The organism is Pyxidicoccus caerfyrddinensis, assembly GCF_010894405.1.
Taxonomy (GTDB): domain Bacteria; phylum Myxococcota; class Myxococcia; order Myxococcales; family Myxococcaceae; genus Myxococcus; species Myxococcus caerfyrddinensis.
On the sequence record NZ_JAAIYA010000012.1, the window covers coordinates 128,103 to 142,142 of the forward strand.

Below are 14,040 nucleotides of genomic sequence, written 5' to 3' on the forward strand. Positions count from 1 at the left end.
AACCCCCAGGTCCGGAGGCCTACTGTAGACGCGCCGGGGCGCTCCAGCGCGACTTTGGGCGCTACGGCTCCTCGTTCCGCTCCCCGCCAGGGCTGTCAATCATTGACATTGAAGCCAGAATTCTCCTTCGCGCGTTTCGCGGCCTCGTCTCGTTCAGCCTTCGCATCCTCCTCCGTCATCTGGCATTGCTTGATCACCTTGTCGTCCCGGAGACGGGTGACGATGGCCCGAGCGAGCCGTTGGCCGGAAATGATGTTGTCGGCGTACAGGGCCTTGGTCCTGAAGTCGAACTTCGAATACGTGTGCCAATACGAGGTGTTCTTCGCGGCATTGAGCAACGTCAGTTCGAAGTCCAGCTCGTTCCTCTGGCTGAAGTTACTGAGGTTCACGGTCACCGTGCCACCCCCGGTGTCTTTGATCACGAGCACCGAGTCCGGCTGGAACCGGGCACTCGCCGTGTTGAGATTCTCCACGGTGTTGTCATCGGTGTGCATTACCTCGCTCTTGATGCCGCACCGGGTGAATTCCTTCCGCAAGGTGGACTCGAACGCTCCATACAGTGTCGCGTCCAGCTCGTTGCTCTTCATTCTGGCGACTACGAAGACCCGCGCCACCGTCGGAGGTGCGTCATCCCAGCTCGTCGTCGTATTGAAGAAGTTGGCGCTCGCACAGCCGCTCGCACTCAGCGCCATGACCGCGAGAGCGCAGCCCCTCACTTTCCCACGCATGGTACAGGCTCCTCCATGGCCGTCCCCACACGGCCTTGCTCCGGAAGCAGTATAGGCGGAGTGGGAGCACGCTCGAGGGGCGGCGGGCTGGAGAGGCGGCCGGTGGCGGCAGGATCGTGCGCCGTGCCGGTGACGCACGCGTCCCGTAGACTCGTGCCATGGACTTCAACATCGGTGACGAGGTGCGCAAGCAGATCGAGGAGGCCTTCCGCAAGCGCGGACGGGTCACCCTCATCATCGCGGGCCGCAGCGGCGTGGGAAAGAGCACGCTCATCAACGCCATCTTCCACGGGCGCATCGCGGAGACGGGCCAGGGCCGCCCCGTCACCCAGGAGGCGCGCGAGTACACCAAGGAAGGCATCCCCGTCACCCTCATCGACACGCGCGGCCTGGAGATGGCGGGCTTCCGTGACACGGTGAAGGAGCTCGAGGAACTGGTTCGCTCGCGCGCCCGGGATGAGGACGCGGGACGCCATGTCCACGTCGCCTGGCTGTGCATCGGCGAGGACTCCCGGCGCGTGGAGGACGGCGACATCCAGGTGTGCGAGATGCTCGCCCGCTACGTCCCCGTGGTGGCCGTGGTCACCAAGGCCCGGAGCGACCAGGGGTTCCGTGACGAGGTGCAACGGCTGCTGCCCCAGGCGCGCAATGTCATGCGGGTGCGCGCGCTCACGGAGACGGATGACGAAGGCCACACGCTCCAGCCGCGCGGGCTGACCGAGCTGGTGGACATCACGATGGAGCTGGTCCCCGAGGCCCAGCGCAACGCCTTCGCCGCCGCCCAGCGCGTGAGCATCGAGCAGAAGCGCAAGCGCGCCCACGGCATCGTCCTGGGCGCCGCCACCACCGCCGCCGCCATAGGAGGGCTCAACCCCCTCCCTTTTGCTGATGCGGCCCTCCTCGTCCCCCTCCAGGTGGGGATGCTGGCGGGCGTCAGCAGTGTCTTCGGCCTGCCCCTCACCGAGGCGTTTCTCACCACGCTGGTGAGCTCGGCCGTCACGGGACTGGGGGCCACCTTCACGGGCCAGTCCCTCGTCTCCGGGATGCTCAAGCTGCTGCCGGGGGCTGGCACCCTGGTGGGGGGCCTCATCTCCGCCTCCGTGGCCGCCAGCCTCACCACCCTGTTCGGGGAGGCCTACGTCGCGGTCCTCGCCCGCCTCATGCAGCAGCGCGCAGGCGGCTTTCCCACCGCGGACGAGGTGGCCCAGGCCTTCAAGGAAGAGCTGGTCGGCCGCCAGAAGGCGTGAAGCGAGCCGGCTCGGGACGCCACTGAGCAACGAGAGGTCGAACGCTCCTGGATGAGCCCGCGACGGGAAGATCACGCGGTCGCCGGCGTGAGCATCTTCGTCGCGTCCACATGCCACGGTGCGCCCCCCTGGGGCAGGACTGCGATGCTCGCGGCGCTCGGGTACGCCGGTGTCGTGGCGAAGTTCAGCGAGCTCAGATCGATCATCGTGAGAATCCCGCTGAACGCAGACATGAAGTAGTACTTGCGATGGGTGTGGTCGCGTACGCACGTCCACATCGTGTAGTCGCCGTACGTGGTCGTGTACGAGGGCGGCGTCGTGGCTGGAGTGCCCGTCGTGGACGGCGAGTCCTCCACCGTTTCCAGCAACATCCCGTACGGCGTCCCCATGCAGATCTGCGTGAGCTGCAGCGCGACCATGACCGCGGTCTGCTCTGGACCGGCGAAGCCGGGCGGGTTCTTCTGCGGCGGCGCCGTCCGAAAGACGCCTGGCGCCGGCAGCCAGCCCCTGCCATCCCCCGGGAGCTGGCTGATGCCCTGCGACAGGATGGTTGCCCTGACGAATCGCGAGGCGGACAGCGAGTCTCCGGGCAGTCCGACCAGACCGCCCCCAACAGGATTGCCGGCACCCGAGGCGGAGGTGCCGCTGCCGACGAGCGTCAGGTTGAAATAGTTTTTGACGTTCGTCAGCTGCCAGTCGTAGGTCGGCCAGTTGGTCATGACGCCGTTGGTGCACGTGTAGACGTTGGGCTTGCCCCCGATGAACTCGATGACGGCGCTCCGACCGGTTCTGTCCGTCACGATGTAGTGCAGCGGGACATAGAAATGCTCTCCCGGCAAAGGCCCGACGACGGTGATGTTCTGAAAGGCTGACAGGAAGTCTTCAACCAGCGCGAAGTTGCCGAGGATCCACGCGGGAAAATCCAGGAACGACACCTGATTGCGCTGCGTCCCAATGTGGCCGTACTCGGTACCGGGGGCGAGCCACAGCGCTCCGACGGACAGCCCCTCGCTGTTGATTCCGTCGTTGAAGGTCGGCAGGGAGCTCCAGTTGCTCCCGGAGGGGGCGATCCCCACGAAGCCAAAAGGATTGGTCCAATGGAGCGTCGTCCATTCCTTGACGGCCGCAATGGGAGTGACCGGGTGCAGCGGCCAGTGCTGCTTGCTCGGCATGACGTAGACGCTCTGCTCGATTACTCCCGGCATCTCCATCGCTCTCGCGCTCACGAACATCCGCGCCGCGTCTGGGGCTCTCTGACCGGGATTGGAGGGGACGCTGATCATCAGGTTCGTGCACATTCCCTATCCGACGGCGAGGCCGCTCAATACGTGAAAAGAAAAGTGACACACCCAGAAGGGCGAAGCGCGTCGTGGAGGGTTGCTGACGTGTGCCACCAGGGCCGTGCGCCGCGTCGCCCCTGGCCAGACGCCTGGGCTCCGGGCCCCGGCTCGAAGGCGCGAATCGGCGTCTGCTGGAAGACGCGGGGGCCGCCTACGCCCATGTCGAGTGGGCGTGAGTCTCCGGTCCGTGACACCGAGCGTGCAGAAGCTCTTCAAGCTGGTGGGCTTCTGGGCGCTCCTGCTCGTGATGTACGCGCTCTTCTCCCGGCCGAAGTAGTCCTGTCGAGAACTGGCGGACCCCCTCCGGCGGAGCCCCCTTCACGGACCCTGGGCAATGCCATCCGGCGCCCACCCGTCGTGGTGTATGTTCCAGGCACATGCTCCTGCCATTGATTGCCATCCTGGCCACCTCCCCAGCCACTCCCCCTGCCGCCGCTGCCCAGGCGCCCATCGGTGAGGAGGCGCGCGCGGCGCAACTCGAGCCCGCGTATCTCGACTTCGCCCGGGCGGTGGAGAAGGGCATCAACGCGCATGACGGTGACGCGCTCGACGCGCACCTCGACAAGGACGCCCTCTTCAAGAAGACCACCGAGGGTGTGCAGGTGCCCGCGAACTTCGCCGCCGGCTTCAGGAAGGGGCTCAACCAGGGCTCTGCCCTGGGCTTCGGCAAGCAGCTCGTCTCGGCCTTCGACGAGGAGTCGACCTTCACGCTGCTACGTGCCCGCGCTGTCAAAGGCGTCCCGCGCGCCCTCTTCCGTCTGGTGTCCACGCGCGGCCTCAACTACCTGGACCTGGAGCTGGCGAAGGATGCCAGCGGGCAGGTGCGTGTAGTGGACATCTACCCGTACGTCGCCGGCGAGTTCCTCAGCGAGACGCTGCGCCGCGCCTACCTGGCCGTAGCCGCGGAAGCCAACCAGGGCCTCGTGGACCGTCTGATGGGCAAGGAGCAGACGTACCTCAAGAACCTGCCCCGGATGCAGGCGATGCAGCAGGCGTTCCAGGCCGGGAAGTACGAGGAGGCCCTCAGCATCTACGACCAGTTCCCCGCGTCCTTCAAGAACTACAAGAGCGTCCTGCTCCTCCGGCTGCAGTCAGCCGCCGCGCTGTCGGTCCAGGGCGAGGCCTACGCGCAGGCCATCGCCGACTACGAGAAGGCGCTGCCCAACGACCCGAGCGTCGAGCTCGTCGCCTTCGACGGCTACCTGCTGCGCAAGGACCACGCCGGCGCCATCCGAGTCCTTGACCGGCTCGACCGGCGCGTGCGCGACCCCTACCTCTCCGTGCTGCGCGGCAATGTCATGCTCGACAAGGGCGACACGGCCGAGGCACGCCGCCACTACGAGGCCGCCATCACCGCCGAGCCCACGCTCCTCGTGGGCCACTGGAGCCTCGCGGGGCTGGCGCTCCAGGAGAAGCAGTACAAGGAGTTGGGCGAGCGGCTCGACGCCATCGAGGCCACGGGCCTGGTGCACCTCAACGACCTGGAGGGCACGGCCAACTATGAGGGCTTCGTGAAGAGCCCCGAGTACAAGGTCTGGAAGAAGCGCCGCGCGGCAAGGAAGAAGTAGCGAGGCGCCAGGAAGCCTCACCTCGCCGCGCGGCCGCGGGACTGAAGCCGGCCTCGGCAGGGCCGGGCGTCATGGCCCGAAATGTCCGGTCTCTGTCCGGAACGGGTGTGGGAACCGGTGCCCGGCCCTCACTATGCTACCGGGCATGCCGTCCACCCGTTCCCTCCGGCGCACCGGGGCCACAGCCGCCGCTCGTCCCCGGCACGTCGCGGTGCTCGTCCTGCCGCACGTCCACCTGCAGGACCTGGCCGGACCCGTCCAGGTGCTCTTCGAGGCCAACGGCTTCGGCGCGGACTACCGGCTGCGCTACTGCGCGGCGACGCCCGAAGTCACGTCCGCGCAGGGGCTCGTCTTCGGCCGGCTGGAGCCGCTGCCGGACCCTCGCGGGCTGGACCTGGTGCTGGTGCCGGGCATGGACTCGCGCATGTTGGACTCGTCGGGCGCGGCCGTGCCGGTGGCGTGGCTGCGCGAGGCCCATGCGGCGGGCGCGCGGGTGGCGTCCATCTGCACCGGCGCCTTCGCCCTCGCGCAGGCGGGGCTGCTCGACGGTCGGCCGTGCGCCACCCATTGGAAGCTCAGTGAGTTGCTCCAGCGCCGCCACCCCACGGCGAAGGTGCTGGCGGACCGGCTCTTCGTGAAGGACGGCACCGTCATCACCAGCGCGGGCGTGACGTCTGGCATCGACATGGCCCTGTCCCTGGTCCATGAGGATTACGGCCCGCTGGTGGTGGCGCGCGTGGCGCGGGAGATGGTCGTCTACCACCGGCGCGACGGAGAGCAGCGGCAGTCGTCCGTCTTCCTCGAGTACCGCACGCACCTGAGCCACGGCGTCCACAAGGTGCAGGACTGGATTGTGTCCAACCCGCGCGAGCACGCCACGCTGCCGCGCCTGGCTCGCCTGGCCGCGATGAGCCCGCGCAACCTGACGCGGGCCTTCCGGCAGGCCACCGGCATCAGCGTGAAGGACTTCTCGCAGCGCGTCCGACTGGAGGTGGCGGCGAATCTGCTCGAGGACCCCGAGGCCCGGGTGGAGAGCGTGGCCACGCACTGTGGCTTCAAGGATGCGCGCCAGCTTCGCCGCCTCTGGAAGGAGGCCCACGGCGTGAGTCCCGCGCGGTGGAAGGCCGGGCGCCAGCAGACCCAGTCAGCGCCCCGATAGCGGGGCAGGAAGCAGGAAGACCATGAAGCACCTCGCGGTGGGCTGCATGCTCGCGGTGTCGCTGTTCCTCGTCGTCACGCCGGCCCATGCGGCTCCGGAGTCCCAGCCTCGGCGCACGGGCTACACCCGCAACGTGGCCATCGTCCTCTACGAGGGCGTGGAGCTGCTCGACTTCGCCGGCCCCGGAGAGGTGTTCGCGGCGGCGGCGCACCAGTCCATGCAGGGCGACGCGCACGCCTTCCGCGTCTACACCGTCGCGAAATCGAAGGCTCCGCTGACCAGCCAGGGCTTCGTCAAGGTGACGCCGGACTTCACGCCCGAGGACGCGCCCGTGCCGGATGTCCTCGTCATCCCCGGCGGCAACACCGGCGTGGTGCTGGAGGACGAGGCGTACTCGAAGTGGCTCGCGAAGACGGCGGCTGGCGCCGAGGTGGCCCTGTCCGTCTGCACCGGCGCCATGGTGCTGGGCAAGGCGGGGATGCTCGACGGGCTGGACGTGACGACGTTCAACAACGCCATCGACTCGCTCCAGCGGATGGCGCCGAAGGCGCGCGTCCACCGGGGGCGCCGCTTCATCGACAACGGACGCATCGTCACCACCGCGGGCGTGTCCGCCGGCATCGACGGCTCGCTGCACGTCGTGGCGCGGCTGCTGGGCCTGCGCGTGGCCGAGCAGACGGCGCGCTACATGGAGTATCGCTGGACGCCGGAGCCGCACCTCGCGGGCGGCTACACGCTGCTCAACCCGAGCCTCGATGAGCGGGGTCGCGCCCACCAGCAGGCGGAGATTCTGGGGGACGAGAAGAACTGGCCGGCGGCGGCGAAGGCCTACCGGGAGCTGACGGCCTCCAACGCCGCGGACACGACGGCCTGGTTCCGGCTCGGGCAGGTGTTGCTGGCGGCGAAGGACTACGACGGGGGCATCGAGGCGTCGCTCCGTGCCGCCTCCGCGAAGCAGTACCAGGTGAATGCGCTCTACAACGCCGCCTGTGGCTACTCGCTCAAGTCAGACGCGGGCCACGCGCTGGAGTACCTGGGGAAGGCCATCGACGCCGGGCTCAAGGGCTCGTGGGCGCTGAGCGACCCGGACCTGGAGCACGCGCGCAAGGACATACGTTTCCAGAAGCTGGCTGCCCGCCTGCGGTAGGAGGGGGCAGGCTTGTGAAACCCTTTCGCCGCCCTGCGGCAAAGGCTCACACGTTCCGTGTGAGCAAGCAGGCGAGTTGCAATTCAGTTGCAGGGGGATTGTCAATAATTGGTGGAGCTGGGAATATCGGTTTTGCCCCTTTGTCTATGAGGCGTTTGCCTACAGGGATGAAGGGCGCAACCCCGAGAAGCATTCACCCCTGGAATCCCCAAGATGACGAAACACGTGTTGAGAGCAGTGGCCGGCGTGTCGGCCCTGCTGGTGGCAAGCCATGCGCAGGCGATGGAGCAGATTCAGGACCAGATCTACCTGGATGATGGCTCCTCGGTTTATTACCCAGACCCGTACGTGGCGCAGCAGGCCAACAGCGAGCTGACCTACGAGACTGTCCCGAACTGCTATGGGTACTGTTACGGTGGCACCGAGGCGGGCGACCCGGATGCGATCGGGTTCAAGGATCAAGGCGATGCGGCGGACGCGTCGAACACGACAGAGCCCGCGGGCGCCCAGACCACGCCTTCGACGGCGCCGGTGTTCTCCTTCACCAAGGCCTTTCACAAGGACCAGAGCTTTGGCAACGGCACCTTCGCGTCGGGCTATGCCCTCGATGCCTCGCTGACGGCCTACTCGGCTTCCGCGGGCGTGGGCGCGCAGTTCCAGGCGGTGGGAGAGGGGAAGCTCTGGGCGCGAGCCTTCGGGTACACCCAGGAGGTCGTGCGCGGCAAGGCCACCGGCACTGCCCAGCAGGGCGGTGCGGTGGGCGCCAAGATTGAAGTCTATGCGATGGGCCAGCAGGTCTACCTGAAGAACCTCGGCACCGCGGGCCCCGTCAGTGATACGCCGCTCTTCAACCGGACCTTCTTCAACGCGGAGAAGACCATTCCGGTGATGGGCTATCCCGTCAAGGTGACGGCGAAGCTCACGGGTAACGCCGGCATCAGTGTCGTTGGCACGCTGGTCGAGTCTGGCATCAAGCTGACGGCCACGCCCAAGGGCGGTGTCTATGCCACCGCCAGCGCCGGTGTGGACTTCGTCATCGTGAGCCTCACCGTGACGGGCACCCTGACGCTCATCGAGGCCCAGCTGCCTGCCAACCTGCAGCTCGTTGCCAGCTCCTGCTCCACCCTGGATTGGAAGCTGACGGCGGACTACACCCTCACGTCCCTCTCCGGCAACCTCAAGGTCGCGCTCAAGATCAAGCTGTGGATCATCAAGATCAAGGGCTCGCTGACCATCGCGAAGTGGAATGGCTATACGAGCACCGTGAACCTCTTCACGGCCACCTCGCAGAACCCGCTCACGCTCTCCTGCCAGAACGGCCAGCCGGTGGGCGGCGCGGGCACCATCTCCGGCAATGAGACCGGAGGTACCGGCGGTACCGGCGGTGGTGGTGGCGGCGGTGGTTGGGGTGGGTGCTTCACGAGCACGGACTCGAACAGCCTTCAGATGGTCGAGGCCTGCAACTGAGTTCGTGATCGGTGGATGTGACACAATTGTTGGCCTCGACCTGACGTGAGGCCGTTTTGCTTGTTGTCAGGGCCGCCGGTAGAGAACACCTCTCTCTTCCGGCGGCTCCTTGAGGATGAGGAGCAGTCTTGGTGAAGCGTCAGCCGTGGATGGGTTTGTTCATCGGAGTCGTCCTGCTTGGAGGCACCGGTGCCTGGTGGTCCAGCCGTCAACCCGTCTCTGTCCCGCCCGGTGAGCAGGCGGACAGGGTGGGCCCGGCCCCCGCGCCGGAGGTTGCCGCGCCAGCCCCCGCGGCGCCGTCCTGGCAGCGTGTCTGGCGGGTGGGCCAGCAGTATGTCCATGAGCTCAAGTTCGAGCAGCGCATTGGCCTGAAGCAGGACGCCTCGGCGCGGCCCTCTCCGAAGGAGTCCGTGCCCACGCTCCGCTCCGTCCTGGAAGGCGACCTGTCCGCCACCGTGGTGGAACGGGCAGGGGACCGCGTCTACGTCCAGTATCACCTGCGCCCCACGTCGCTCGCGTTCGAGTCCGGCGGGCGCAATGCGCTGGATGACAGCTCGCGCGCCGCCATGCTGACGTCACTCCAGCTTCCCTTCTACGTGCACTTCAATGGCCAGGGCGCGGCGGTGGCGGTGCACATGGAGAAGGGCGTGGATCTGATCAGCCAGAACCTCCTGCGCTCGGTGGTGGCGTCCATCCAGGTGGTGACGCCGCCCGAGCAGCTGGAGCGCTGGCCCTCCCAGGAGCTGGACACGACCGGTCAGTTCGAGGCGTCGTACCAGCGGCTGGAGGGCCCCCGACAGTTCGAGAAGAAGAAGGTGCGCTACCGGATGATGACGACGCCGGAGGGACTGCGGCCCCTGGACGGAGACGCCCGCATCACCGTGTCCGGCGGTGTGAACCTGGTGCTCGACGAGGACCTCTGGGTCCAGTCCCTGGCGGGGCAGGACCGGGTGGAGGTGGAGCCCGGAAAGGACCTGCCGGCAGCGGTGGGAGAGGTGAGCGTCAGTCTCCGCCTTCGTGAGAAGCACAGGGTTCCCCTGCTGGCGGGGGCCTTCACCGCCAACCGGGCCCGACTGTACGGCAGCGAGCTGTCCGTCCAGACGGTGGCTCCGCAAGACCCCAAGGCGCAGCTTCGCCGCACCCTGGCCGGAGGGACGCTCACGAGCCTCACCCGCGAGCTGCGCGCTCTCGCCAGGAAGGATGGAGAGCAGGCAGGCCCGGAGACCGCGGAGCTGATGAACCGGATGCACGCACTCTTCCTGTTGGAGCCCGGCGCGGCGGCGCAGGTGCCTGGGTTGATTCGGGACGAGCGCTCTCGCAACGTCTACAGCTCGCTCATCGGCTCGCTGTCGTCAGCCAGCACCCCCGAGGCCATCCATGCCCTCGCGCAGGTCTCCTCCGACAAGGCGCTGAAGCTGCCCGTCCGGGTGGATGCCATCGCGGGCCTGGGCACCGCGGCCTCACCCACCAGCGAGGGCGTGGAGGAGCTCCGGCGCCTGGGCCAGGATGCGGATGAAGACATCCGGGGCACGGCGACGCTGGCGCTGGGCAACAGCGCGCGCACCCTGCTCCAGGGCGGGGACCCCGCCGGAGACGCCGTCCTTCGCGAGCTGGAGCAACTGCTGCGCACGGAGTCGGACCCGGGCCGGCAGGCGGTCCTGCTCAAGGCTCTGGCGAACACGGCGGATGAGCGGGCCCTGCCCGCCATCGAGGCGTCGCTCCGCTCCGAGGTGTGGGTGGTGAGGGAGGCGGCGGTGGGCGCGCTGCGCCTCATCCCGAACCCCGCCGCGGACCGGCTCCTCGTGGAGCGAATGCTCGGGGACGCTGCTCCCCAGGTGCGTCGCGGCGCCGTCTTCGCCAGCAGCTTCCGGAACCTGCAGCCCCTGATTCCCGCCATGGAGCAGGCGCTGCGCTCCGACCAGGAGGCGGCCGTCCGCAGTGACATCGTCCGGCTGTTGGGCGAGCGCCGCAACCGTGAGCCCCGGGCGCTGGAGCTGCTGGCGTGGGTCAGCCAGAACGACCCCATCGCCGAGCTCCGCCAGGCCGCGGGGTCGTTCCTCGCGCCGGCTGCCGCGCAGCCCTGACGCTGGAGCGCGGAAGCCCCGTGGCGCCAGCAAGGTGCCACGGGGGCGCTGAAGGTCCCTCGCTCACAAGACAACTTTCCCCGGCACGCCGGTGGCCAGTCCTGTTACGCCCTCCGTAGATTCTGGACCCACGGAGGGCGCGTGTCCCACGCAGGTGAGAAGTCCATCCTGGCCATCGACCTCGGCACCTCGGCCGTCAAGCTCGCGGTGGTGACGGTGCGGGGCCGCATCCTCGGCGGTGAGGTGGAGCCGCTGGACCTCTCCCTGCTTCCCGACGGAGGCGCCGAGCAGGACCCCGAGGCCTGGTGGCGCGCCATCATCCGCGGCACGCGGCGGCTCCTGGAGTCCGGGGCCGTCCCCGCGGATGACATCATCGGCGTCAACTGCAGCTCGCAGTGGTCAGGCACCGTGGCCGTGGACGCGGCGGGCAGGCCCCTGTGTCCCGCGCTCATCTGGATGGACTCGCGCGGCGCGGCCGAGGTGAAGCGCGTGGCCCACGGCTTCATCCCCATCGAGGGCTATGGCCTGCGTCGCCTGCTGACGTGGATTCGCCTGACGGGCGGGGTGCCGAGCCTGTCCGGGAAGGACCCGGTGGGCCACATCCTCTACCTCCAGGGCGCGCAGCCGGAGGTCTACCGGAACACGTACAAGTTCCTCGAGCCCAAGGACTGGCTCAACCTGCGGCTGAGCGGCCGCTTCGCCGCCTCGTACGACTCCATCACCCTGCACTGGGTGACGGACAACCGCGAGCTCAGCCGCGTCGCCTACGACGAGCGCCTCCTGGAGATGACGGGCCTGGAGCGAGAGAAGCTGCCGGACCTGGTGCCCGCCGCCACGGTGCTCGGCCCGCTGCAACCCGAGGCCGCGCGCGCCCTGGGCCTGCGCGAGGACGTGCAGGTGGTGACGGGCGCCCCGGACATCCTCGCCGCCGCGGTGGGCTCCGGCGCGGTGAGGGACCACGAGCCGCACCTGTGCGTGGGCACGTCCTCGTGGCTGAGCTGCCACGTGCCGTACAAGAAGACGGACCTCTTCCACCAGATGGCCTCCGTGCCCTCCGCGCTGCCGGGGCGCTATCTCCTGGCCAACGAGCAGGAGTCCGCCGGCATCTGCCTCACCTTCCTCAAGGACAACATCCTCTACGGCCGCGACACGAAGCCGGGGGACGCGGCGGCGGAGGACGACTCGGCGGAGGTCTACAAGCTGATGGAGCGCCAGGCCGGCAGCGTCCCCGCCGGCAGCGACAGGCTCATCTTCATGCCGTGGCTCAACGGCGAGCGCAGCCCGGTGGACGACAAGTCGCTGCGCGGCGGCTTCTTCAACCAGTCTCTCAAGACGACGCGGGCCCACATGGTCCGCGCGGTGATGGAGGGCGTGGCCTACAACTCGCGCTGGCTGTTCACCTACGTGGAGCAGTTCGTGGGCCGCCGGCTGGACTCCATGCGCATCATCGGCGGCGGAGCGCGCTCGCCGCTGTGGTGCCAGATTCACGCGGACGTCCTGGGCCGCACCATTCAGCAGGTGGACGAGCCCGTGCTGGCCAACGCCCGGGGTGCCGCGTTCCAGGCGGCCGTCGCGCTGGGGCAGCTCGCGGTGGAGGAGATTCCCTCGCTCGTCCCCATCGCCCGCACCTACGAGCCGGACCCGAAGAACCGGGCCCTCTACGACGAGCTGTTCCGCGAGTTCGTCAACCTCTACAAGGCCAACAAGGCCATCTTCGCGCGCCTCAACCGCGCCCGGAGCGCCTGACGGCCCGGAAAGGACCTCCCATGGCACTGCCCGACCCGAAGTCCCTGCGCCTGCTGAACCACGTGCCCCCGCGCCTGCTGTCCGCCGCCGAGCGCTACCTCAAGGCCGTGCCGATGGTGCGCGAGCTGCTGTCGAAGGAGACGGACTCGCTGCTGTCCGAGCTGGAGGGCGACCTCAAGCCCTACCGCGGGAAGATGACCGCGTTCGACCACCTGCCGGTGACGGGGCGCTCGCGCGAGGAGGTGCTGAAGGAGCTCCAGGCGCTGGAGTCGCAGGAGGAGTCGCGCTGGCGCGAGGGCCGGGTGTCGGGCGCCGTGTACAACGGGGACTCGGAGCACATCGACTTCCTCAACCGCGTGTACGCGCTCCACTCGCAGAGCAACCCGCTGCACGCGGACCTGTGGCCCAGCGCCACCAAGTTCGAGGCCGAGGTGGTGGCCATGACGGCGAGCATGCTCGGCGCCGATGCCGCCAATGCCGGCAAGCCCGCCGACGAGCACATCTGCGGCGCCATGTCGTCCGGTGGCACCGAGAGCATCATGCTCGCCATCAAGACGTACCGGGATTGGGCGCGGGCGGAGAAGGGAATCACGAAGCCGGAGATGGTGGCGCCGTCCAGCGCGCACCCGGCCTTCGACAAGGCGGCGCACTACTTCGGCGTGAAGATGGTGCGCGTGCCGGTGGGGCCGGACTTCCGCGCGGACGTGGCGGCGACGAAGAAGGCCCTCAACCGCAACACGATTGTCCTCATCGGCTCCGCGCCGGGCTTCCCCCACGGCGTCATCGACCCCATCTCCGAGCTGTCCGAGCTGGCGCGCAGGAAGCGCATCGGCTTCCACACCGACGCGTGCCTGGGTGGCTTCGTGCTGCCCTTCGCGAAGAAGCTGGGCTACGAGGTGCCGCCCTTCGACTTCCGGGTGCCGGGCGTGACGTCCATGTCCGTGGACACGCACAAGTTCGGCTACGCGGCCAAGGGCTCGTCGGTGGTGCTGTACCGGGGCACGGCGCTCCGCTCGCACCAGTACTTCACGGCGACGGACTGGCCGGGTGGCATCTACTTCTCGCCCACCTTCTCAGGCAGCCGGCCCGGCGCGCTCATCGCCACGGCGTGGGCGTCGCTGGTGAGCATGGGCGAGCAGGGCTACCTGGACGCCACCCGCCGCATCCTGGAGACGGCCTCCGTCATCAAGCAGGGCATCCGGGCGATTCCGGAGCTGCACGTGCTGGGCGACCCGCTGTTCGTCATCGCCTTCGGCTCGGAGGCGGTGGACGTGTTCAAGGTGATGGAGCAGATGAGCGCGCACGGGTGGAGCCTCAACGGCCTGCACAAGCCCGCCGCGGTCCACCTGTGCGTCACGCTGCGCCACGCGCAGCCCGGCGTGGCGGACCGGTTCCTGACCGACTTGCGCGCCGCGGTGGAGCACGTGAAGGCCCACCCCGGCGAGAAGGGGACGATGGCGCCCGTCTACGGCATGGCGGCCAGCGTCCCTTTTCGCGGGCTCGTGAGTGACCTGCTCAAGAAGTACATGGACCTGCTCTACAAGGTGTGACGCG

Annotated in this window: 10 protein-coding genes; 8 read left to right on the forward strand and 2 right to left on the reverse strand. The window is 68.4% G+C overall.

Going from position 1 to position 14,040, the window contains the following annotated elements:
• Positions 1–95: 95 nt before the first annotated feature.
• Complete coding sequence (locus G4D86_RS28135; protein ID WP_163997138.1) at positions 96–728, reverse strand: hypothetical protein; 633 nt, start codon at positions 726–728, stop codon at positions 96–98.
• 158 nt (positions 729–886) lie between these two features.
• Here G4D86_RS28135 and G4D86_RS28140 point away from each other — a divergent pair, with 158 nt between their 5' ends.
• Complete coding sequence (locus tag G4D86_RS28140) at positions 887–1,975, forward strand: YcjF family protein (protein ID WP_163997139.1); 1,089 nt, start codon at positions 887–889, stop codon at positions 1,973–1,975.
• Between the two features lie 71 nt (positions 1,976–2,046).
• On the opposite strand, the gene G4D86_RS28145 is transcribed toward G4D86_RS28140, so the two are convergent.
• Positions 2,047–3,273 carry a linear amide C-N hydrolase gene (locus G4D86_RS28145; protein WP_163997140.1) on the reverse strand — a complete coding sequence of 409 codons (1,227 nt, stop codon included), beginning with the start codon at positions 3,271–3,273 and terminating at the stop codon, positions 2,047–2,049.
• Positions 3,274–3,692: 419 nt separating this feature from the next.
• Between G4D86_RS28145 and G4D86_RS28150 the strand changes: the two genes are divergently transcribed.
• From G4D86_RS28150 to G4D86_RS28180, 7 genes are all read left to right on the forward strand, one after another.
• On the forward strand, positions 3,693–4,883 hold the full coding sequence (locus G4D86_RS28150; protein WP_163997141.1) for a tetratricopeptide repeat protein: 1,191 nt from the start codon (positions 3,693–3,695) through the stop codon (positions 4,881–4,883).
• Between the two features lie 145 nt (positions 4,884–5,028).
• On the forward strand, positions 5,029–6,042 hold the full coding sequence (locus G4D86_RS28155; RefSeq protein WP_163997142.1) for a GlxA family transcriptional regulator: 1,014 nt from the start codon (positions 5,029–5,031) through the stop codon (positions 6,040–6,042).
• Positions 6,043–6,064: 22 nt separating this feature from the next.
• The gene (locus G4D86_RS28160; protein ID WP_163997143.1) at positions 6,065–7,189 is read left to right on the forward strand and encodes a DJ-1/PfpI family protein; all 1,125 of its coding nucleotides are present in this window, start codon (positions 6,065–6,067) and stop codon (positions 7,187–7,189) included.
• 213 nt (positions 7,190–7,402) lie between these two features.
• Positions 7,403–8,656: a hypothetical protein gene (locus tag G4D86_RS28165; RefSeq protein WP_163997144.1), complete on the forward strand. Its 1,254-nt coding sequence runs from the start codon at positions 7,403–7,405 to the stop codon at positions 8,654–8,656.
• Positions 8,657–8,787: 131 nt separating this feature from the next.
• Positions 8,788–10,740, forward strand: coding sequence for a HEAT repeat domain-containing protein (locus G4D86_RS28170; RefSeq protein ID WP_163997145.1), 1,953 nt, complete (start codon positions 8,788–8,790; stop codon positions 10,738–10,740).
• A gap of 141 nt (positions 10,741–10,881) precedes the next feature.
• The gene (locus tag G4D86_RS28175; RefSeq protein ID WP_163997146.1) at positions 10,882–12,486 is read left to right on the forward strand and encodes a xylulokinase; all 1,605 of its coding nucleotides are present in this window, start codon (positions 10,882–10,884) and stop codon (positions 12,484–12,486) included.
• A 20-nt stretch (positions 12,487–12,506) separates the two neighbouring features.
• Positions 12,507–14,036: a pyridoxal phosphate-dependent decarboxylase family protein gene (locus G4D86_RS28180; RefSeq protein ID WP_163997147.1), complete on the forward strand. Its 1,530-nt coding sequence runs from the start codon at positions 12,507–12,509 to the stop codon at positions 14,034–14,036.
• Positions 14,037–14,040 lie beyond the last annotated feature (4 nt).

What these genes read in the sequence shown, in the direction of transcription:
- G4D86_RS28135 (WP_163997138.1), bottom strand. Translation starts at nt 728, where the DNA reads ATGCGTGGGAAAGTGAGGGGCTGCGCTCTCGCGGTCATGGCGCTGAGT.
- G4D86_RS28140 (WP_163997139.1), top strand. Translation starts at nt 887, where the DNA reads ATGGACTTCAACATCGGTGACGAGGTGCGCAAGCAGATCGAGGAGGCC.
- G4D86_RS28145 (WP_163997140.1), bottom strand. Translation starts at nt 3,273, where the DNA reads ATGTGCACGAACCTGATGATCAGCGTCCCCTCCAATCCCGGTCAGAGA.
- G4D86_RS28150 (WP_163997141.1), top strand. Translation starts at nt 3,693, where the DNA reads ATGCTCCTGCCATTGATTGCCATCCTGGCCACCTCCCCAGCCACTCCC.
- G4D86_RS28155 (WP_163997142.1), top strand. Translation starts at nt 5,029, where the DNA reads ATGCCGTCCACCCGTTCCCTCCGGCGCACCGGGGCCACAGCCGCCGCT.
- G4D86_RS28160 (WP_163997143.1), top strand. Translation starts at nt 6,065, where the DNA reads ATGAAGCACCTCGCGGTGGGCTGCATGCTCGCGGTGTCGCTGTTCCTC.
- G4D86_RS28165 (WP_163997144.1), top strand. Translation starts at nt 7,403, where the DNA reads ATGACGAAACACGTGTTGAGAGCAGTGGCCGGCGTGTCGGCCCTGCTG.
- G4D86_RS28180 (WP_163997147.1), top strand. Translation starts at nt 12,507, where the DNA reads ATGGCACTGCCCGACCCGAAGTCCCTGCGCCTGCTGAACCACGTGCCC.